Origin of the sequence: Heyndrickxia sp. FSL K6-6286 (assembly GCF_038630395.1) — a bacterium.
GTDB lineage: Bacteria > Bacillota > Bacilli > Bacillales > Bacillaceae_C > Heyndrickxia > Heyndrickxia oleronia.
Map to the genome: position 1 here is coordinate 3,421,007 of NZ_CP152029.1, position 19,615 is coordinate 3,440,621.

The following is a 19,615-nucleotide window of genomic DNA, read 5'->3' on the forward strand; positions in this document are numbered from 1 at the left end:
TCAAAATCAAACAACCTTATTTTCTTTTTATCTAATTAGTCAAAGATAGTCAAAATCAACTTTTATAACAATTGCATTGCTATTTCAAGGAGGAATGCTTTTATGAAATGTCAAAATTGTAATAATCGAAATGCTAATGTTCAACTAAGAGTAAATATAAATGGGCAAACTCAGGATCTACAATTATGTTCCGAATGCTATAAAAAAGAATTTGCGATGAATCATTCACCATTTGGTGGTTTTCCTTCAATGAATGATTTTGAACATTTATTTAAAGGGTATAGTCAAGGTGGATCATTGTCAGCGAATAATCAGGGGTTTAAACAACAAACTCAAAGTCAGGGCGGCAATGGTCATAATGGATTTTTAGATCAATTTGGACGCAACTTAACAAGCATAGCTAAAACAGGATTAATTGATCCGGTAATTGGGCGTGAAGAAGAAATCAATCGAGTGATTGAAATATTAAACCGCCGGAATAAAAACAATCCAGTTTTAATTGGTGAACCAGGTGTAGGTAAAACTGCAATAGCAGAGGGTCTTGCATTGAAAATAGTTGAAAAGGATGTACCAGCTAAACTAAGAAATAAAGAAGTCTACCTGCTTGACGTTGCCTCATTGGTAGCAAATACAGGAATTCGGGGACAATTTGAAGAAAGAATGAAGCAACTCATCACTGAATTACAAAATCGTAAAAATGTTCTTTTATTCATTGATGAAATTCATTTACTTGTTGGTGCAGGTTCTGCTGAAGGCTCCATGGATGCAGGAAATATTTTAAAACCAGCATTAGCAAGAGGTGAACTTCAAGTAATTGGGGCAACGACATTAAAAGAATATCGCCAAATCGAAAAAGATGCAGCACTAGAAAGACGCTTCCAACCAGTGCAAGTAAATGAACCTACAATTGAACAATCGATTAATATTTTAAATGGATTGAAAGAAAAGTATGAGAAATATCACCAAGTAAGTTACTCAGATGAAGCAATCAAAGCATGTGTCATTTTATCTAATCGATATATTCAAGATCGCTACCTACCAGACAAAGCAATCGATCTAATGGATGAAGCTGGCTCAAAATTAAACTTAACATTAGTGACTGGCAATGAAGAGGAACTTAAGCAACGTCTTACAGAAATTGAGCAAGAAAAACAAACTGCATTAGCCAAAGAAGATTATGAAACGGCTGCAACATTGCGTGATGAAGAAGAAAAATTAGAGCAAATGCTGCAAACTGAAAATAAACATAGTCAGCCTATAGTGGACATTACTCATATTCAAGCAATTATCGAGAAGAAAACTGGTATACCTGTTGGTAAATTGCAAGACAATGAGCAACAAAAAATGAAAAATATCGAAGAAAACTTAGCCAAAAAAGTAATCGGTCAAGATGAAGCGGTTAATAAAGTAGCTAAAGCGATCCGTCGCGGACGTGCAGGATTAAAATCAAAAACTCGTCCAATCGGTTCCTTCCTCTTCGTAGGTCCAACTGGGGTCGGTAAAACCGAACTTACAAAAACATTGGCAGAAGAATTATTTGGTACAAAGGATGCATTGATTCGACTCGACATGAGTGAGTATATGGAGAAGCATAGTGTGTCTAAATTAATCGGCTCTCCACCAGGATATGTTGGCCATGAAGAAGCAGGACAATTAACTGAAAAAGTTCGCAGAAATCCATATAGTATCATATTATTAGATGAGATTGAAAAAGCACATCCAGATGTGCAGCATATGTTCTTACAAATATTGGAGGACGGTCGTCTTACAGATAGTCAAGGACGTACGGTCAGCTTCAAGGATACAGTTATTATTATGACTAGTAATGCAGGAATCGGTTTTAAAGAAATTCATGTTGGCTTTGACCAAAGCAATGCTATTAAGGAAACAAGTATACTTGATTCACTCGGCAGCTTTTTCAAGCCAGAATTTCTCAATCGATTTGATAATATTATTGAATTTCAATCATTAGATAAAGTACATCTATTGAAAATCGTTGATTTAATGCTCAAAGAATTGAATGAAACATTATCTGAGCAACAACTTACACTTGAGGTAACAAATGAAGTAAAAGAAAAACTTGCAGAGTTAGGTTATCATCCAGCATTCGGTGCAAGACCTTTACGCCGAGTAATTCAAGAACAATTAGAGGATCGTATTGCTGACTTTATATTAGACCATGTAGATCAAAAAGAATTAATTGCAACGATCGTCGATGATCATATTCATGTTGAATCAAGATAATCTTACAAAAAGGAGAAAAGCGTCTATGCTTTTCTCCTTTTTTTATAATGGCTCTTTTCTCTAACATTGTTGCTTTTAAAGTAAAGTTATAACTATTAAATATCGACTGAGGATCGCTTCACGTATCAATTTACTGAGAAAGAGCTGTAATCTCCATAAAAACCGCTAGAATCCTTTATTGGGAGTAACAGCCGACAGGTGGGCTTTACAAAAGCAACAAACGATACGAAAACAGCCTTTATAATAAATTTTGCTACTTTATACAAATACTCCAAGTCCCTACTTGTTGAAACATTAAACAAGCATAACAAAATTTTTCACTTATAACTTTTTATCGTCTACTTGATCAAGCCATGTTTGGATTGTTCCTATCACGGACTGAACACAACCCTCTTCAAATGGGGAAATAAGGTTCGCTTCTTTTACTAGCTCTGTAAAAGATTTACTTCCACCTTGTTTACATAAATGAATATAGTCTTTCCATGCCTCTTCATGATTTTCTTGTGATTTTTTCCAGAATTGAAACGCACAAATTTGCGCTAGTGTATAGTCAATATAATAAAATGGTGATTCATAAATATGACCTTGTCTTTGCCAAAGTCCACCATTCTCTAAATAATCGAAACCATCATAATCACGATGTGGTAGGTACTTCTCTTCGATTTGTTTCCAAGCTTGCTTTCTTTCAGCAGGGGTAGCTTCAGGATTTTCATACACAAAGTGCTGGAATTCATCAACGGCTACACCATATGGTAAGAAGATTAATGCACTACTCAAATGGGCAAATTTATACTTATCTGTATCCTCTTTGAAGAATAATTCCATCCATGGATAAGTGAAAAATTCCATACTCATTGAATGAATTTCACATGCTTCATGTGTCGGCCAATTGTATTCAGGTATTTCAAAATGACGGCTAGAATAAACTTGGAAGGCATGCCCGGCTTCATGAGTTAACACGTCAATATCCCCAGATGTACCATTAAAGTTTGAAAAAATGTATGGTGCTTTATAGTTTTCAATATAAGTACAATATCCGCCACTTGCTTTCCCTTTCTTTGCTACTAGATCCATAAGATGATTATCATTCATAAATGTGAAGAATTCATCTGTTTCTTTTGATAGCTCAGAATACATTTTCTTCCCATTATCAATAATCCATTCAGGCGAACCTTTAGGTACAGCATTTCCAGATAAAAATTGATAACCTTCATCATAAAATTTTAAAGAATCTACACCAATTCTCTCTTTTTGTCGTTTTCTTAGTTCAGTTGCAAGCGGGACAATATATTCCTTCACTTGTTCACGAAACTTCGCTACCATTTCAGCATTATAATCAATACGTGACATTCTGTAATAGCCTAACTCAACGAAATTCTTAAATCCTAATTTCTTGGCGATTTCAGTACGTACCTTTACTAATTCATCATAAATACGATCGAATTCTTCCGCGTTTTCAACAAAAAAACCAAATTTCGCTTCAATGGCTCTTTTCCTCATGTCTCGGTCCTTAGATTCTGTAAAAGGATCAATTTGAGCAAGTGTCCTCTCTTCCCCTTCAAACATAATTTTTGCAGAGGCTATAAGCTTCGTATATTCAGATGACAGCTTATTTTCCTTTTGAGCCAACGGTATAATTTCAGGAAAGAAGGTTTTTAATTGTCCTTCCGCTAAATCAAAGAGCTGCTTCCCCCATTTTTTTTCTAGTTCATCACGAAAATGAGACGATGTTAATGCCTGATAATATTCAGATCTCAAACCCTCGATATGCGGCATGATTTCATCCATATAATCGTTTTCGTTTTTATAAAACTCATCTTCGGTATCAATCGTATGGCGAATATAACATAGATTAAACATAGTACCTAACTCATTAATAATATTATTGATGTTCTTCATCGCTAAGCTTTGTTCTTCCACATTTTCGGCCAGTTTGAATTTTTCAAGATCTGCTCGGAACGCAACCTCCACTTTCTCTATTTCTGGTCTTGTATATGCATAATCTTCAAACTTTACTGTCATAACACACACCCCACATTCAATATTCAAGCCTTTATTTATTCGCCATAACTCATATAAATTCCTCTAAAAAAATAAAAAAAGTATTTCTAATTTGAAATACTTTTTCCGAGTTTTTTTAAAGTATCTATGACCATTTCTTTTTCTGTATCATTTAATACTGACATGATTTGATGAATCCGCTCTTGGTGTTCTGGAAATATCGATTCCATAAATTGCTTTCCTTTTTCTGTTATATGCGCGAATGTTACCCTTCTATCATCTGGACTTGCTACTCGTTCAATATACTCTTTTTTTTCTAACTTATCGACAACATAAGTGATACTGCCACTAGCAAGAAGAATTTTATCACCTATTTGTTGTAAGGGTTGGTCCCCTTTATGATAGAGTAATTCAAGAACCGCGAATTCTGTCGGATTCAAGCCATTTTGTTGAATAAAGGCATTTGTGAATTCATTTACTGCCCGATACGCCCTTGATAATACAATAAATAATTTCAAAGACTGTTGAATATTATCCATAAGATCATTTCCTTCTACAAAATTATAGTCATTATAGGCAAGAGATGGATTCTTGTCAATACTATCTTATAGAACCTATCAGGGTTTTACCTATCATATAAGAATAAAGTATAATGATATCAATGAGTCAAATGATTAATATTCTTTTGCAGAGTTTTATTATATGATTAATAAATCACATTTTTAATAGAGGGTCTTTCAATGAAAAATAAACGCAAAAAATTCGCTATCTATCTTAGTATTGTACTTGCTCCAGCGATATTGTTCACCACTCTTTACGGGATATATAGCTATAAAATGAATGATAAAAAATCATATAGACATGCTGAGCGCGATGCATCCATCTATCAGAGGCAGATGGATCAAGTAATTGGAGAAACAATTAAGAGTATCGAAGTATTGGCTATAACCTTTGAATCTAATTTTACCAATACCAATGATGTAAAAACAGCATTAAAAAAGGTCAGTGAAAAAGATCCACGATATGGCGGAATTTACTTCTTGGATAAAAAAGGAAATGTGATTACTGGAACTAATGATTATTTAAAACAATACAGTTTACAAAATAAAAACTATTTGAAAACGATGGAATTAACTCATCAAACAGTTGTCTCCGATCAAGTAGAAACACTGTCAAATAATCAAAAAGTCGTTGCTATTGTCACTCCTGTTGTAAAAAATAATGACATTCAAGCTATCATCGTTGCACATATACGTATTGATTATATCGCTAATATAATACAAATGCTTTCACCAAATACATTCGTCCAATTTGAGAGCACAACTGGTATTCCGATATTTTCTACAAATAGTAATTTAGTATTGGACCAAAAAAAGGGATTGTAAGGACTTCGCTTGAGAAAGTACCTTGGAGAATTGCCATAGTTCCAAACACTCCAAAGATAAATCCAGTTTTTAATCATACTTTTATTTTCTTTCTAATTATCACCACGATTATCCATGGTTTATATCTGTTTTTACATTCTATTACAATTAAACGACAGGCTGCACGGGAACGGATGCAAAATGAAACACAAAAATTAGAGCTAGTTGGGACGCTTGCTGCAAGTACTGCTCATGAAATAAGAAATCCTCTTACTGGGATTAAAGGACTTTTTCAATTATTATCCGAAAAATATAAGGATCCAAAGGATCAATTTTATTTTTCTATTGTGAATAAAGAAATTGATCGGATCAATGAGATTGTAAACGAATTTCTCATCCTTGGAAAACCTACTATCCAAAAAATGGAGGAAATCCATTTGGATCAGGTAATAAATGATTTAAATCCACTAATCTACTCAGAATCCAACTTATTTAATGTTCATTACTCCTACAGAATCAATTCAGAGAAAATGATTGTATTAGCAACAATGGATCAACTTAAACAAGTAATCTTAAATATTACTAAAAATGCGCTGGAATCTATGTCGGTCGGGGGGCAGTTAATGATCAATCTGGATAAAAACGAAGAGAATGTTATCCTTTCAATCCGCGACAATGGGAATGGAATTTCAGAAGAGGATTTAAAAAAAATCTTCACTCCTTTTTTTACTTCAAAAGAAAATGGGACAGGATTGGGATTAGTAGTATGTAAAAGAATAATAGAATCATTTAATGGAACCATCGAAATTAAAAGTAAAATAAATAAAGGAACGGAAGTAATCATTACACTTCCTCTACAAAAAGGGGTTGTCTGATAGCCATCAGACAACCCTTTTTATGATGAAAATAGAAACAAAAAATATATATTTATCTAAGAAAGTTGGACAGTGATGATAGATATAGTGATAGTTTTTATATAGCCTTTAATATCTGATATTTTTTGATCTTCCAATTGCTCTTTTTCAACTGGCTTCTATATATGTGAAATGACACTTCCCTGATAACGTTTGGTTTTTCAGCTTGATGTTGGAATAAATAATGATATTCATTTAGGAGCTCGTCCAATTCCTGACTACAAGTGATGGTTTTTTCATTTGTTAAACCATAACGTTTTCCGAGATAGATCATTTGATCCCTTTTTTGTTGTATTTCTTTTAAAAATCTTTTTCTATTTTTGGTATCACTATACACTTTACATTCTCCTTCGATTATTTTCCTAGGTATCTATATCAACTTGATTCCCTTGTGAATTATCGCAGGTATTTCCATAAATGTAAATAGATTCGCAAAATTAGACATTCTTTTTAATAATCAATAATCATTCAACAAAAATTGTTAGTACTTTTCGACATAAACATATTATTTTCCTAATCATTCAACATTCATATTCTTCTATAAGAAAAACAAAGGGATTGTCTAAAAAGAAAGGGTCTGTCCGCTTGTTAGACATTCCCTTTTGAAATGGGTAAATATATATGAAAGGTTGAGCCGACACCGACTTCACTTTCGACATGAATTCTACCTTTATGATCTTTAATAATTTTAAAGCTTACCATTAATCCTAGGCCTGTTCCCCTTTCCTTTGTTGTATAAAATGGTTCACCTAATTTATTTATTTTATCCTTCGGGATCCCTTCACCTTCATCCTGAATAATTACATGCATTTCTTCCTCATTTTCTCTTTTAATTTGGATACGAATATTTCCCCCATCTTGCATTACTTCTATTGCATTTTTAATAATATTTATAAATACTTGTTTCATTTGGTTTGGTTCACAGAAAATTTGGGGCAATGCGGATTCGTGGACAAATTCAAATTGAATATTATGCATAAGAGCTTGTCCATGTAATAAATCTAATGTATCCATCATTATTTTTTGAAGATCATGGAATTGAAATTGAATAGCTTGTGGTTTAGCTAGAACAAGAAATTCCGTGATAGTAGATTCTATTCGTTTTAATTCCGAAGTAATCACTTTGAAATATAATGAATGATCTTCTTTTATACTAGATTCAAGTAATTGGATAAACCCCTTTAGTGCAGTCATTGGATTCCGTATTTCATGGGCAATCCCTGCTGCTAATTCCCCTACAACCATTAATGTATCAGATTTTTGTAATTGTTCCTGCAAGGCCCTTCTCTCAGTTACATCTCTGATTACTGTCAAATTTAAATTGGATGCTAAATTGCCTTTAGAACTAATCTCTAAGTATTTATTTATTCCTAAATGTTTGATAGGTAGGATAGAATCTGATGTTCCATTAATCGGCAATTCTTCTAGGTGCTTTTTCATTTCTTGATAAATGGTAGGGTAATGACGATAAATTTCTCTAAAATCCTTACCTATAATCTTATTTTTCTCTATACCGAGTATTTCTGCTGCAATTGGATTCATATCAACTACATGAAAATTCTTATTCCATAGTAACATCCCATCTAGTGAGCCTTCAAAAATATTCCGAAATCTTTCCTCACTGTCTCGTAAATTTTGTTCCATTTGATATCGGTAGCTACTATTTCGGAAAATAGTCATATTATACCCATCAACGAAACTCATTTTCGATGTGAATTCTAGATATTTGAATTGTCCATTTGGCATAAGAAACAACATTTCATCCCTTATTGATTCATTTTCATTGAATCTCTTAAGGATACTTTCTTGTTGATCATTGTTATAAATAAATTCCCATAGCTTTCGTTTTAAAAACTCTTCCGAAGTACATTCAAAAATATTTAAAGCGGATTGGTTAGCCATTAAAATACTGCCATCTTGACCCCAGAACACAATACCGTCGATGGCTTCTTCAAATAAACTTTTAAAAAGCTCGGCATTTTTCTTTAATTTAAATCCCTTTTGACGAGCAATTCGATATTTGCTTTTTAATTCAACTTGCTCATTTGTCACCACATTCCCCCCCTAAACTTCAAGGTATTGCTGTTTTATTGTATAATAAGTTTTTATTAAAGTAATACATATCAAAAGCACTAAATAAGATTACCACTATTTAGAATCATTCTATACAAAGTAATTTCGCTAATAGACTGAAAAATCCTGCATATGTAATTTATTGTTTCATTTGTTTTATAAAATAATATAATTGCTTAAAAAAATTCCCTCCTAAATAGCAGCAAATGTTTAAGAAAAGGGATCAATACAAATATTGAGGTTTTGCTCATCCTTCGATACAATATGTAAGTATTCAAGAAGCAATTCATAACTGCTATCTGAAAGCTGAGGTTATCAAATTATATGAAAATTATCGCAAGTACACTGAATGCAAAATATATTCATACAAATTTAGCGATTCGTTATTTAAAGGCAGCTGCGGCGCCTGAATATAATGTCGTACTCGCAGAATATACGATTAAAGATCCTGTAATGAATATTGTTTCTGATTTATTCACAAAAAAACCAGATGTTATAGGATTTAGCTGTTATATTTGGAATATCGAGGAAACGATTCGAGTGATTCAAATGCTAAAAAAAATCATGCCAGAATTAACGATTATTCTTGGGGGACCAGAGGTTACATACGATACAGTTTACTGGCTACAACGGTTACCCGAGATTGATATCATTGTAATGGGGGAAGGAGAAGAGACCTTTAAACATCTACTTTCAGAGATTCAAGGTGACAAAGATTTTTCAAGTGTTCCTGGAATCGGCTATATGGAAAATGGAAAAGTGAAAATTAATCCACAAAGGAATAAAATTGATTTACGTGAACTTCCTTCACCATATCGCTTTGAAGAGGATCTTCCTCATCTTTCAAAAAGAGTCATTTATATTGAAACTAGTAGAGGTTGTCCGTTTAATTGTCAATTCTGCCTCTCCTCTATTGAAGTTGGTGTCCGATATTTTAATCGAGAAAAAATCAAGGATGATATTCGTTTTTTAATGGATAATGGGGCAAGAACGATTAAATTTGTAGATCGTACCTTTAATATTAGTCGAAGCTATGCAATGGAAATGTTCCAGTTTTTAATTGATGAGCATAAACCTGGAACTGTCTTTCAATTTGAAATTACTGGGGATATTATGCGTCCAGAAGTCATTCAATTTTTAAATGATAATGCTCCTAAAGGACTTTTCCGTTTTGAAATTGGTGTTCAATCAACCAATGATTTAACCAATGAATTGGTTAAACGCAGGCAGAATTTCGAAAAACTTACAAGAACAGTAACAATGGTTAAAGACGGAGGAAAAATTGATCAGCATTTAGATCTTATAGCCGGATTACCAGAAGAAGATTATCAGTCCTTTAGAAAAACCTTCAATGATGTTTTTGCCTTACGTCCAGAAGAACTACAACTTGGATTTTTAAAAATGCTACGTGGTACAGGGTTAAGGCTTCGTGCGAAAGAACATCAATATATTTTCATGGATCATGCACCATATGAAATATTAGGAAATAACATTCTTTCATTTGATGATATTGTTCGCATTAAACAGGTAGAAGATGTACTTGAAAAATATTGGAATGATCATCGAATGGATCAAACAATTGAGTATCTCGTATCAAATATTTTCGAAACACCATTTGACTTTTTCCAAGAATTTGGTGCCTACTGGGAAGAAAAAGGCTGGAGTAGAATTGGTCACCAATTAGAGGATTTATTTAAAAGACTTCAATCATTTTTAAGAACCATTCCACAAGCAAGCCAACAGATTAATACCATTGAGGGATTAATGAAATATGATTATTTACATAATCAGCGTTATAAGCCGAGAAAACCTTGGTGGAGCTACGAGGTGGATAAAGCTGAACGTAATAAAGTATATAAGGCTATCGTCGAAAAACCTGATGTATTAGATAAAAAACTTAGATCAATGAACTTGTCTGAAAAGGATTTGCTGAAACATACAATTGTTGAGAAAGTTCCTTTTTCACTAGATATTTATCTAAATTCCGGTCAGATCACCCAAGCAACAGATAGTTATATGGTTGTCTATTATGAACCGAAATCAGGACAATCCTCCATTTATTCATTATGCATTTAAGTATAATTTAAAAAGAAAGCCAAGCTAAGTGTTGGCTTTCTTTTCTTTATTTTTTTCTTGATGCTTTTCTTTTTGTTCTTGTTTATATGTTAAATCATAGAACTTAATCGCATTTAAATCTCCGAATTCAACACCAAACTCTTCATTTGCTTGAACTCTTTTATTTTTAGCCATTAATTTTTCCCTTTTCGTCCCTTTTTAGAGTTACGATTGGCATGTTTCATTGCTTCTTCACCGCTTGCGAATTCAGCCGAAAACTCTGACTCAGCTAGGTTTCGTTTCGGTGTCTGATTATGCTTACCAGCTGCATTTACCTCTGCTTTTCGTTTAGCCATTTTATTACCCCTTTTTGTATTTAGAATGACTTCGATTTTAGTTTTACCAAAAGGAACGATATTAAACAAAGCTCTTTTCTCCTATACTTGGGTACGTAATAAAACGAAACTTTTCAGCCTTTAACCAATAATTAGTCTTTCCTTTGGGTAATGATAATTATTGGATTGATCTCTTCCTCCCATTAAGTACATAAGGGAAACAAGTCCTACTCGACCAATAAACATCAGGACAATTAATAAGCACTTACCAAAAATAGTCAAATCTGGCGTAATGCCTAGTGATGCTCCTGTTGTACCGAAAGCTGAGCATACCTCGAATATTAAAGAAAGTAAGCTTTGATCTTCAGAAATTGACAGCAAAATTACAGAGACTACACAAATAAATGAAGCAATAACGAAAACAGCTAATGCTTTAAGAACATCCATTTCATGAATTTCCCTTTTAAAAATTTTAATATTTCTATTTCCTTTAGCAAAGTGGATAAAGAATAAGACAATAATCGCAAAGGTTGTTGTTCGTATTCCACCACCTACTGAACTAGGTGAAGCACCTATGAACATTAATCCAGCCATAATAAGAAGTGTTGGCGAAGAAAATTCATTTATATCCACCGTTACTAGCCCTGCACTTCTTGTTGTGTTTGATTGGAAAGTTGTGTAAAAAAAAGCATCATACCATTCTTTCCCTTTTAGGAAAAGATCCTTTTCAATTAAAAATATCGCAATGGTACCAAACACTAATAATAACGCATAGGTAGATGTTGTAATTTTTGTAAATAAAGAAAAATGAAATTTCACCGCAGTTTTCTTTCGAAACAAAAATTCTTTTAATTCCATTAATACAGGAAAACCGATGGCTCCTAAAGTGATCAGAATCATATTGATAAACTGTACAAAGTAATCCTGGGCAAATGGGATTAGGGATTGTCCTGTCAAATCAAATCCTGCATTCGTTGTCGCACTAATGGACGAAAATAATCCATGGAGATAGGCCTCTTGCCAATTAGGATAATAACGTAAAAAGTATGTGCCCAAAATTAATGCTCCACATAATTCAATCAAAATGATTAAAAGTAATATCATTTTTAGCATTTTTACCAAACCAGCTAAATTCATCTGATTTTGATCAGTCATAATTAGCTTTCTTTGCTTTAAACCAATTTTCTTACCTAAAAGAAGCCAAAAAAATGTAGTGATCGACATAATGCCAATTCCACCTACTTGAAGAATTAGCATCAAAATAACAATCCCACTAGTACTAAAGGTTTCTGAAATATTTATCGTTGATAATCCAGTGACACTCACCGCACTTGCGGCAACAAATATAGTATCAATCAAAGGAATACGCACACCTGGCTTAAGAGCTAATGGTAGACTAAGAAAAAGAGTTGAAACAGATACCGTTAAAAAGTAATAATATACGATTAATTGAAACGGTGTTAATTTTTTAATTTTTGTTTTTAAATAATTTTTCATAGAAAAATCCTTTCAAGCTTATATCAAAAAAACTATTCATTATCTTCTCCCTCTAATATATAGAATTACCCTCAATAATTAAAGTCGTTTCCAAAAAGAAATATAATTGAACCAATTTACCATTCATGAATTTTAAGGATTTCAACCATACTACAATTACAGCTATTTACAACATATGAAAGGGGTATTTATCAATGGCAAGAAGTAGTAATAAACTATTAGTACCAGGAGTAGAACAATATTTAGATCAAGTGAAATATGAAATAGCACAAGAATTTGGAGTAAATCTTGGTTCAGATACAGTTTCACGTGCAAATGGTTCTGTAGGAGGAGAAATTACTAAAAGATTAGTAAAACAAGCTCAGAGCCAACTATCTGGAAATCAAAATCAATAAGAACTTGCTTGTTGCTAAGCATTAGACAGAGCATACAACCTAATACTGAGTTTTTCTAAAAAAGTGAGTCCTCCACTCCATGAAATTGGATACTTTATTTCATTAGGCAACTAAGGCATGAGTTTGGTTTTGAATTGGACTCATGCCTTTAATACTACCTTAATCCGTTTGTGAAAAAGTAATGAATCTTTTGTAAAGCCCTTTGTAATGCTTTTTAACCATCATACTCAAATTTTCTTACCCATTATTGAACTTACTTTTATGAACTCCCATGTCATTTGTAAGAGTTGAACAACCTGTACTACCTTTAATTTTTCTGAATGATAAAATTACACCAAAGAAAAAAGCACCTCCAAATTCTAGAATCTCTAAAATTTTGGGTGCAGTTCATTAGGGCTCTTTATGGTTTTGTTTATGGTTGTTTCCTCTATTGTTGTTCTCCCAACCATTATGTTTATCGTTCCCCCACTTATTAGCGTTTTGATTCCGTTTAGAGTTTATTCCATTATTATTATTATTATTAGAATTAGGGGCTACATTTTTGACATTAGGTGAAGGATTTTCATGTTTATTGAATCGCTTTGGTGTAGAAGGCACAACTTTCCTATCTCGATCCTTTATATGCGACCAATTTTGTTCATTTCTATTCTCATTATGTATATGTACTTTTGTATCCGTTTCTTTCTGTGTTTCTTTTTTTATCTCTTTTTCAATACGCTCTTGCTTCCACTTCTTCTCTTCATCTTTCCTCATTCGTTGGACTGGTTTTATCCTCATATCATTTTGATCAAATGGGGCGCTTTGTTTTTCGATTTTTATATTGGATATACTTGTTTTATGATTTGAATCAGCTGAACGATCTTGCTTTACTTCCTTTTTACCCTTATTTTCTTCAGAAATAAATTTTCCCGCTGATATCCCTTTTTTTTGTGCAGAAGCTCTTTCCTTCATTGATCCTTTAATCACCTTGATATTAGCTTCTTTCTTTTGAACATCATGTTGGATCTTTTGTACTTCCTTTTCAATTCGCTGCTGATTTTTTTCGTCTTTTGAAATAGAAGCAATAACGATGTTCTTTTCTGAGTTTAGTGAATCATATTGATTAATTAACTTAGTAGCAACAGGAGTAAATAATTGATTCTTCTCAATTTGAATAGTTGATAATAATTTCTCACCAGCTGAATTATAAGCATGGGTACCTATAATATGTAAATTTTCATCTAAAACAAATTCTATACTTGAATCCATATCCATGGTTACATATGCAAAAGCTTGATCCTTTTTCAAAGGATTTATAATTAAAAAGCATATAAAAAGGATAGCAGCAACACTAGATGATAAGGACCATAACGTGAATTTTTTACGATTTGCTTTAGATTCCTCATATGGATAAAAAAAGATTTCTTCCCCAACTTCCAAAGGAGTTCCATTATTCTTTCCCTTTACAAATTCACCTTCAGGGGTCAGCATGACTAAATACTGACGTTTTATTTCTAATACGACTCCTTTTTTCATTACGTTAACCGTCCTTTTAAATACTCCTTTAAATAAACAAAATCAGAAGACATGATTAAGACTATGGCAATTATATACTTTCGATTGCGTTCCAGAGTTTTACGACTAACCTTCACTTTTTTCTCTAATAATTTTATTGGTAGACGTTTTTTTTCTTTTAAATAAGCAAAAAGCTTTTCATCTTCAACTAAGGTTTTTGCAACAGAAATTGCGCTTTCTCTTGCATCCTCATGTTTTGGAGAATGAGTGACTAAATCGTGAAAATTCAACCCGTAGGATTGTAACACTATTTCAAGTCGTAAGATCTCTTCTTTACGTTTTTCATTGTCCAGTGAACGATTATACTCTTCAATTGAAAGAGTGTCCTCATATGCAGAAGATGAGGAATCCTCATCCGGGTTGCAATCTAACCTTAAATCTTTATACTTATTTGTGCTTCTTAAATAATCAATGACTCTTCTTTTTATAATCACTTCTGCAAAGGCTAATAACGAAGAGCCTTTAGAAGTATCAAATTTAAGAATGGCATCGTGGAATGCGATTAGGCCAATGCTAAATTCATCGTCACTATTACTTATATAATGTTTACATACAGAGGAAACTGTCTTTTTTATAAATGGTTGATAATCTTGAAGAAGTTGGTTTAACAACTCTTCATCCCCATTTTGGATCGAAAAAGCCATTTCCTCCAATGTCTTTTTCTTATCTTTCACTAAAAAGCCACGCATCAACTCACCTCATCCTGCAACATATTATAGCATGGACAAGGGGCATCTTTAGTTTTCTATCTAATTACAAAATTATTTCATCATATATAATTTCGGTGGGGATGAGCAAATTTTTGAGGGTATCTGTAATTTTTTTAAGCGCTTCTCCGTAATTTATTTGCTTTTTTTCGCGATACTAAATAGCCGCTTATAGCAATAGATAGAAGTACACCCCAGAAAATTACCTTCCATACAAATGATTCAGGAAAATGCTCTTCGATAACATGAATACTTGGATGTGCAAGTGTAAAAACAACTAATTTTACCCCTACCCATCCGACAATGAGAAATGCAGATGTTTCGAGGCTAGGATATTTCTTTAATAAATTGACAAACCATTTTGCCGCAAATCGAATAATGACTAATCCTATGATCCCCCCAAAAAGCATCACTAAAAATTGGCCACCATCAATCCCACCCATTTTAAACCAACCTGTAGGTTTCAACGTAACAGCAAGGGCAACGGCTGCTAACATGGAATCAACTGCAAACGCAATATCTGCCATTTCCACTTTTAAAACAGTCATCCAAAAGGAAGATCCTTTGTTATCCTTTACCTTATCTCCTTTTTTAAATTTGTGTTTTGACTGTTTCAATAAATGATGTACCGAAATATAAAGTAGATAGGCAGCACCAATAGCCTGAATTTGCCATACATTAACTAAAAAGGAAATGAGAAATAGAGCGCCAAATCTAAATACAAATGCTCCGACTAATCCATAGAATAAAGCTTTCTTCTGTTTTTCTTCAGGTAAATGCTTCACCATCACTGCCATAACAACTGCATTATCTGCAGCCAATATTCCTTCTAAACCAACTAAAATCAATAAGACCCAACCATACTCAAGTACCATTGAAATGTCCATACAAGAATTCTCCTCCTCTGTTTCTTCTGAACGAAAATCACCTATACAGACAAAAAAGACCCCTGCCTATTATAGGCAAAGGTCTTGCTAGACATAGATTATGCCAACAAAGCCGATGGAATTCATCCATGGAATGACGACTTTGTTTTAGATGTATAACACATCTAACGCTACTCCCCTTTGACAATTCGTCAAAAGATATTCGTTTATAATAAAAGTATAGTGGAGAATATATTAAATTTCAACAACTAATTTTCTAACTTTTTGAACTTTATTATTATATATTGAATAATGAAACCAATTCCTAAACCGGGTATTAAGAAGATCATCGGTAAAAAGACAGGTCCGATAAAAATACCATTGACATACACTAAAGGTGAATACATTAATCCAATTGTAACAAAATAAGCTCCAAAGGCAAAAGGAATAAACTGATAGCGTTTCTCTTTATCCTGAGCCATTTTAAATGCATCCCACATAGCAAACATATATAGACACGGGTAAAACATTAGCCATTGATAATCAATTACATTAGCGGCTTCAGCTGTTTTTCCTAAAAAGCTCAACATAATTCCCTTATTAAAATGACTGTTTACATTAATTATAAATTCAAGACTGACGAAAAATAGTCCTTTAATAATGGAACCCGATAATAATTGTGAAAATCCTGGTAGTGCAATACTCCACAAAATGGCTTCTAATGGTTCAACCTTTTTCATTTGTTCCTTATGAAAATCTCGTAGTTTCAGCTTCATCTGGTTCCGGTCGTTGAAGAAGTCTTTCATACGAAGCTTGGAGTAATTTCCCACTAGGAATACTATCATTCAAAAAATCAATCCATAAGCTTGAAAAATTCAATGTCTCTCTATCATTATTCTCCATCATTTTTTCCTCCTATTCATATCCATATAATTTCCATATTCGAAATTAATATTCCTATAAACAGAGAAGAAAAATACATTCAACCTTATATCATTAATTTTTATCAATCATTGTTAATGTCTTACCAGTAAATCCAAAAAGAATCGTTAGCAGTGGAGATAACAGACAGAAAAAGGCAAATGGAAAATATTCTAATGTTGAAACACCTAGTACATTTGTTAGAAATACTCCACAAACACTCCATGGAACTAATGGATTTACTACGGTTCCGGCATCTTCTAAAACTCGTGAAAGATTTTTATTTGCTAAGCCAACCTTTTGAAATGCTTGTTGAAAAGATTCGCCTGTTAAAATAATAGATAAATATTGTTCACCAATAAAAATATTAATTCCTACAGCTGTTAGAGCTGCTGCCATAATCACAGATCCAACTTTATTTAATATCTTTCCTAATGATTGGAGTAACACTGGTATTATACCTAACGCAAATGTTAAACCACCCATACTTAATGCTAAAATTATTAATGATACCGTAAACATCATACTATTTATTCCGCCCCTAGTTAGTAGACTATCAATGGCTGTATTGCCCGTTTCAGATACATATCCATTGAAAAGAATACCGAATAACTCTTGCCCGGAAGTAAAATGATGAAAATAGGAAAGTATAACTGCAAAAATTGAATTAAATGCTAAAGTAATGAAAGAAGAAATTTTTTTTATGGCAAATATAACTAATACAAGTATCGGAAGCAAACTATACCAATGGACTAAATTTGTCTGCATCAAACTTTCTTGATAGCTGATTAAGCGATGTAAATTAGCAGAAGATGCATTCGGTGATATGATTGCGTATACGATTAAACTAATAATAAACCCAGGGATTGTTGTCCATGCCATATTTCTGATATGCTCAAACAAATCAACCTTCATCATCATTGACGCAATACTTGTTGTATCAGACAAAGGTGACATTTTATCACCAAAAAAAGCACCTGAAACAATAGCACCAGCCGTTATAGCTAATGATGCATCAATAGCAGAAGCAACCCCTATAAATGCTACTCCTAATGTTGCAGAGGTTGTTAATGAACTACCGATGGCTATTCCCACAATCGCTGTCGTAATAAAAGCAATCGCATAAAAGAAGTGAACAGAAACTATTTTAAATCCAAGATAAACCAAAGTGGGAATTGTCCCACTAATCATCCACGCAGAAATTAACAGTCCAATCAGAAAAAAGATAAAGATAGCAGTGATACCTGATTTTGCACCATTAGTCATCCCCTCTTCAAGTTTTTTAAATGGAACCTTCCTTATTAACCCGTATAGAATCAATAGAAAAATTGTTAACAAGATTGGAATATGAGGCGCTGCAGAAAATTTTATAATTCCACCGCTAATTAATCCTACAATACAAATAGCAAGGATAATAGCTTCAATTATTGTTGGTGTGTAAACTTTTTTAATACTAAACACGACATTTTCCCCCTATGAAGATTTAATTCAGTTCATACAAAAAGGAGAGCATCCCCATCCCAATTAGGGACGAAGATACTCTCCGCGGTACCACCCTAGTTAATGACCAAAGTCATTCACTCTAAAATTCCTATTTTTACATTCGGTGTATTTCATTTCTATTGCCGCCTGAATTCTCAGCGCCCATTCAGTCTCTTCATGCTGCATCCAATAGAATTACTAGTGTCCGATATAGGAAAACTATATAACCTTTTGCACTTAAACGCTTTTAAGCTTTTATGCGATAAAGTATTTTAATATAATATATCATGTTTTAAAAATAAATCAAGAAAAAATTAAAAGACACCTTACTAAAATGATACGGAAAAGAACCTCTTAGGGTGCTTAAGAAACAATAATTATTTAAATAATCGAGAATCAGTTATCCTTAATATATTTTTCCATATTCATTACAATTAAACTCGATGGTAAATACTTTTTCAAACGACGCTCCAAGCGAAGTTAAAACACCTTCAATACGGATAATATATTTTTGACCTCCGTCAACTAATGATACCTTATACGAAGTCTGAACCCATTTACCAGGAACTCCTGCTTTTTCTGATGTTACATCATTTACTCCAATTTCAAGTAAACAATGCATTTTCTCATCAACAGTCAAATGTTCCTTCCCCCTCTCATGAAAAATTAGACAATTCTGCGAAAATTTTAGTTTCGTTAAAATAATTAATATTCTTATGTTATAGTTGAAAATGAAATCATTAGAGTAAGTAGTCAAACTAATGTAAAATGAATTGAGTATTAAATATTAAGGAGGGTTTCATGTGATTAATGCAGAGGGACTAATAGTCATTGGAGCAGTTGCATTAATTCTTTTTGGGCCAAAAAAATTACCAGAAATAGGTAGAGCAGCAGGAAAGACCATAAGAGAATTTAAAAATGCAACTAGTGGGTTACTAGAGGATTCAAACACAAAAGAAAATCATAAAAATCAAAATTTCCAATCTCAAAAGGATCAAACAAATAATATTTCAGTATCAACGGCTAATGATTTAACAGAAAATTCATCACCCAGTAGTGAAGGTGCTGAAAAAAACTTAAACAATTCAGTTTAATAACTTAGTAATTTTGGAGGGTAAAATGAAAGAATCAAATTCAAATGTTGTTTTATGGCTTTTAATGTTATTAACAGCCCTTATTCTTTTTGGTGGTACTGCTCTCAGTTACT

General features: G+C 32.9%; 19 protein-coding genes, 1 pseudogene and 1 riboswitch. Of the genes and pseudogenes, 6 read left to right on the forward strand and 14 right to left on the reverse strand.

Features of this window, described 5'->3' with window-relative positions; genetic code table 11:
• Positions 1–102: 102 nt before the first annotated feature.
• Positions 103–2,244, forward strand: coding sequence for an ATP-dependent Clp protease ATP-binding subunit (locus tag MHI39_RS17195; RefSeq protein ID WP_342539830.1), 2,142 nt, complete (start codon positions 103–105; stop codon positions 2,242–2,244).
• Between the two features lie 321 nt (positions 2,245–2,565).
• Here MHI39_RS17195 and MHI39_RS17200 read toward each other — a convergent pair whose 3' ends face one another.
• Positions 2,566–4,266 carry a M3 family oligoendopeptidase gene (locus MHI39_RS17200; protein ID WP_342539831.1) on the reverse strand — a complete coding sequence of 567 codons (1,701 nt, stop codon included), beginning with the start codon at positions 4,264–4,266 and terminating at the stop codon, positions 2,566–2,568.
• An 86-nt stretch (positions 4,267–4,352) separates the two neighbouring features.
• Positions 4,353–4,784 (reverse strand): MarR family transcriptional regulator, encoded by a 432-nt coding sequence (locus tag MHI39_RS17205; RefSeq protein ID WP_058002438.1) that lies wholly within the window; start codon positions 4,782–4,784, stop codon positions 4,353–4,355.
• Between the two features lie 201 nt (positions 4,785–4,985).
• On the opposite strand from MHI39_RS17205, the gene MHI39_RS17210 reads away from it, so the two are divergent.
• A complete protein-coding gene (locus MHI39_RS17210; protein ID WP_259545889.1) occupies positions 4,986–5,630 on the forward strand; it encodes a PDC sensor domain-containing protein in 645 nt (214 codons plus the stop codon).
• A 173-nt stretch (positions 5,631–5,803) separates the two neighbouring features.
• Positions 5,804–6,484 carry an ATP-binding protein gene (locus tag MHI39_RS17215; protein WP_259545892.1) on the forward strand — a complete coding sequence of 227 codons (681 nt, stop codon included), beginning with the start codon at positions 5,804–5,806 and terminating at the stop codon, positions 6,482–6,484.
• A 97-nt stretch (positions 6,485–6,581) separates the two neighbouring features.
• Here the strand turns inward: MHI39_RS17215 and MHI39_RS17220 are convergent, their stop codons facing one another.
• Positions 6,582–6,860 carry an aspartyl-phosphate phosphatase Spo0E family protein gene (locus tag MHI39_RS17220; RefSeq protein WP_212942178.1) on the reverse strand — a complete coding sequence of 93 codons (279 nt, stop codon included), beginning with the start codon at positions 6,858–6,860 and terminating at the stop codon, positions 6,582–6,584.
• A 251-nt stretch (positions 6,861–7,111) separates the two neighbouring features.
• Entirely contained in the window at positions 7,112–8,575 is a 1,464-nt protein-coding gene (locus MHI39_RS17225) for an ATP-binding protein (protein ID WP_342539832.1), read from the reverse strand.
• A 345-nt stretch (positions 8,576–8,920) separates the two neighbouring features.
• Here MHI39_RS17225 and MHI39_RS17230 point away from each other — a divergent pair, with 345 nt between their 5' ends.
• Positions 8,921–10,672, forward strand: coding sequence for a B12-binding domain-containing radical SAM protein (locus MHI39_RS17230; protein ID WP_342539833.1), 1,752 nt, complete (start codon positions 8,921–8,923; stop codon positions 10,670–10,672).
• 24 nt (positions 10,673–10,696) lie between these two features.
• Here MHI39_RS17230 and MHI39_RS17235 read toward each other — a convergent pair whose 3' ends face one another.
• The 3 genes from MHI39_RS17235 to MHI39_RS17245 all read right to left on the reverse strand — a co-directional run bounded on the left by MHI39_RS17235 (position 10,697) and on the right by MHI39_RS17245 (position 12,483).
• The gene (locus MHI39_RS17235; RefSeq protein WP_212942182.1) at positions 10,697–10,846 is read right to left on the reverse strand and encodes a hypothetical protein; all 150 of its coding nucleotides are present in this window, start codon (positions 10,844–10,846) and stop codon (positions 10,697–10,699) included.
• Positions 10,846–11,007, reverse strand: a complete 162-nt coding sequence (locus MHI39_RS17240) for a hypothetical protein (RefSeq protein ID WP_058002733.1) — start codon at positions 11,005–11,007, stop codon at positions 10,846–10,848. The genes MHI39_RS17235 and MHI39_RS17240 overlap by 1 nt, the downstream gene beginning before the upstream one ends.
• A 120-nt stretch (positions 11,008–11,127) precedes the next feature.
• The gene (locus MHI39_RS17245) at positions 11,128–12,483 is read right to left on the reverse strand and encodes a TrkH family potassium uptake protein (protein WP_259545897.1); all 1,356 of its coding nucleotides are present in this window, start codon (positions 12,481–12,483) and stop codon (positions 11,128–11,130) included.
• A 194-nt stretch (positions 12,484–12,677) separates the two neighbouring features.
• Between MHI39_RS17245 and MHI39_RS17250 the strand changes: the two genes are divergently transcribed.
• Entirely contained in the window at positions 12,678–12,878 is a 201-nt protein-coding gene (locus tag MHI39_RS17250) for an alpha/beta-type small acid-soluble spore protein (protein ID WP_058002432.1), read from the forward strand.
• Positions 12,879–13,268: 390 nt separating this feature from the next.
• Here MHI39_RS17250 and MHI39_RS17255 read toward each other — a convergent pair whose 3' ends face one another.
• The 7 genes from MHI39_RS17255 to MHI39_RS17285 form a co-directional block, all read right to left on the reverse strand.
• A complete protein-coding gene (locus MHI39_RS17255; protein ID WP_342539834.1) occupies positions 13,269–14,393 on the reverse strand; it encodes an anti-sigma factor domain-containing protein in 1,125 nt (374 codons plus the stop codon).
• Positions 14,393–15,121: an RNA polymerase sigma factor SigI gene (gene sigI, locus MHI39_RS17260; RefSeq protein ID WP_342539835.1), complete on the reverse strand. Its 729-nt coding sequence runs from the start codon at positions 15,119–15,121 to the stop codon at positions 14,393–14,395. Before sigI ends, MHI39_RS17255 begins: the two co-directional genes overlap by 1 nt.
• Positions 15,122–15,255: 134 nt before the next feature.
• Positions 15,256–16,026: a TerC family protein gene (locus MHI39_RS17265; protein ID WP_058006493.1), complete on the reverse strand. Its 771-nt coding sequence runs from the start codon at positions 16,024–16,026 to the stop codon at positions 15,256–15,258.
• A 90-nt stretch (positions 16,027–16,116) separates the two neighbouring features.
• Positions 16,117–16,217, reverse strand: a riboswitch (yybP-ykoY riboswitch).
• Positions 16,218–16,274: 57 nt separating this feature from the next.
• Entirely contained in the window at positions 16,275–16,745 is a 471-nt protein-coding gene (locus tag MHI39_RS17270) for a hypothetical protein (protein ID WP_342539836.1), read from the reverse strand.
• Between the two features lie 7 nt (positions 16,746–16,752).
• Entirely contained in the window at positions 16,753–16,908 is a 156-nt protein-coding gene (locus MHI39_RS17275; protein ID WP_280616410.1) for a hypothetical protein, read from the reverse strand.
• A gap of 93 nt (positions 16,909–17,001) precedes the next feature.
• Positions 17,002–18,387 carry a Na+/H+ antiporter NhaC gene (gene nhaC, locus MHI39_RS17280; protein ID WP_342539837.1) on the reverse strand — a complete coding sequence of 462 codons (1,386 nt, stop codon included), beginning with the start codon at positions 18,385–18,387 and terminating at the stop codon, positions 17,002–17,004.
• A 427-nt stretch (positions 18,388–18,814) separates the two neighbouring features.
• Complete coding sequence (locus MHI39_RS17285; protein ID WP_251345011.1) at positions 18,815–19,048, reverse strand: hypothetical protein; 234 nt, start codon at positions 19,046–19,048, stop codon at positions 18,815–18,817.
• 163 nt (positions 19,049–19,211) lie between these two features.
• On the opposite strand from MHI39_RS17285, the pseudogene MHI39_RS17290 reads away from it, so the two are divergent.
• A pseudogene (locus MHI39_RS17290) lies at positions 19,212–19,382 on the forward strand (twin-arginine translocase TatA/TatE family subunit); the annotation flags it as partial.
• Between the last annotated feature and the right edge of the window lie 233 nt (positions 19,383–19,615).

Bases quoted from the DNA above. Each gene is read 5' to 3' on its own strand.
- MHI39_RS17195 (WP_342539830.1), top strand. From the start codon at position 103: ATGAAATGTCAAAATTGTAATAATCGAAATGCTAATGTTCAACTAAGA.
- MHI39_RS17200 (WP_342539831.1), bottom strand. From the start codon at position 4,266: ATGACAGTAAAGTTTGAAGATTATGCATATACAAGACCAGAAATAGAG.
- MHI39_RS17205 (WP_058002438.1), bottom strand. From the start codon at position 4,784: ATGGATAATATTCAACAGTCTTTGAAATTATTTATTGTATTATCAAGG.
- MHI39_RS17210 (WP_259545889.1), top strand. From the start codon at position 4,986: ATGAAAAATAAACGCAAAAAATTCGCTATCTATCTTAGTATTGTACTT.
- MHI39_RS17215 (WP_259545892.1), top strand. From the start codon at position 5,804: ATGCAAAATGAAACACAAAAATTAGAGCTAGTTGGGACGCTTGCTGCA.
- MHI39_RS17230 (WP_342539833.1), top strand. From the start codon at position 8,921: ATGAAAATTATCGCAAGTACACTGAATGCAAAATATATTCATACAAAT.
- MHI39_RS17235 (WP_212942182.1), bottom strand. From the start codon at position 10,846: ATGGCTAAAAATAAAAGAGTTCAAGCAAATGAAGAGTTTGGTGTTGAA.
- MHI39_RS17240 (WP_058002733.1), bottom strand. From the start codon at position 11,007: ATGGCTAAACGAAAAGCAGAGGTAAATGCAGCTGGTAAGCATAATCAG.
- MHI39_RS17245 (WP_259545897.1), bottom strand. From the start codon at position 12,483: ATGAAAAATTATTTAAAAACAAAAATTAAAAAATTAACACCGTTTCAA.
- MHI39_RS17250 (WP_058002432.1), top strand. From the start codon at position 12,678: ATGGCAAGAAGTAGTAATAAACTATTAGTACCAGGAGTAGAACAATAT.
- MHI39_RS17255 (WP_342539834.1), bottom strand. From the start codon at position 14,393: ATGAAAAAAGGAGTCGTATTAGAAATAAAACGTCAGTATTTAGTCATG.
- sigI (WP_342539835.1), bottom strand. From the start codon at position 15,121: ATGCGTGGCTTTTTAGTGAAAGATAAGAAAAAGACATTGGAGGAAATG.
- MHI39_RS17265 (WP_058006493.1), bottom strand. From the start codon at position 16,026: ATGGACATTTCAATGGTACTTGAGTATGGTTGGGTCTTATTGATTTTA.
- MHI39_RS17270 (WP_342539836.1), bottom strand. From the start codon at position 16,745: ATGAAAAAGGTTGAACCATTAGAAGCCATTTTGTGGAGTATTGCACTA.
- MHI39_RS17275 (WP_280616410.1), bottom strand. From the start codon at position 16,908: ATGGAGAATAATGATAGAGAGACATTGAATTTTTCAAGCTTATGGATT.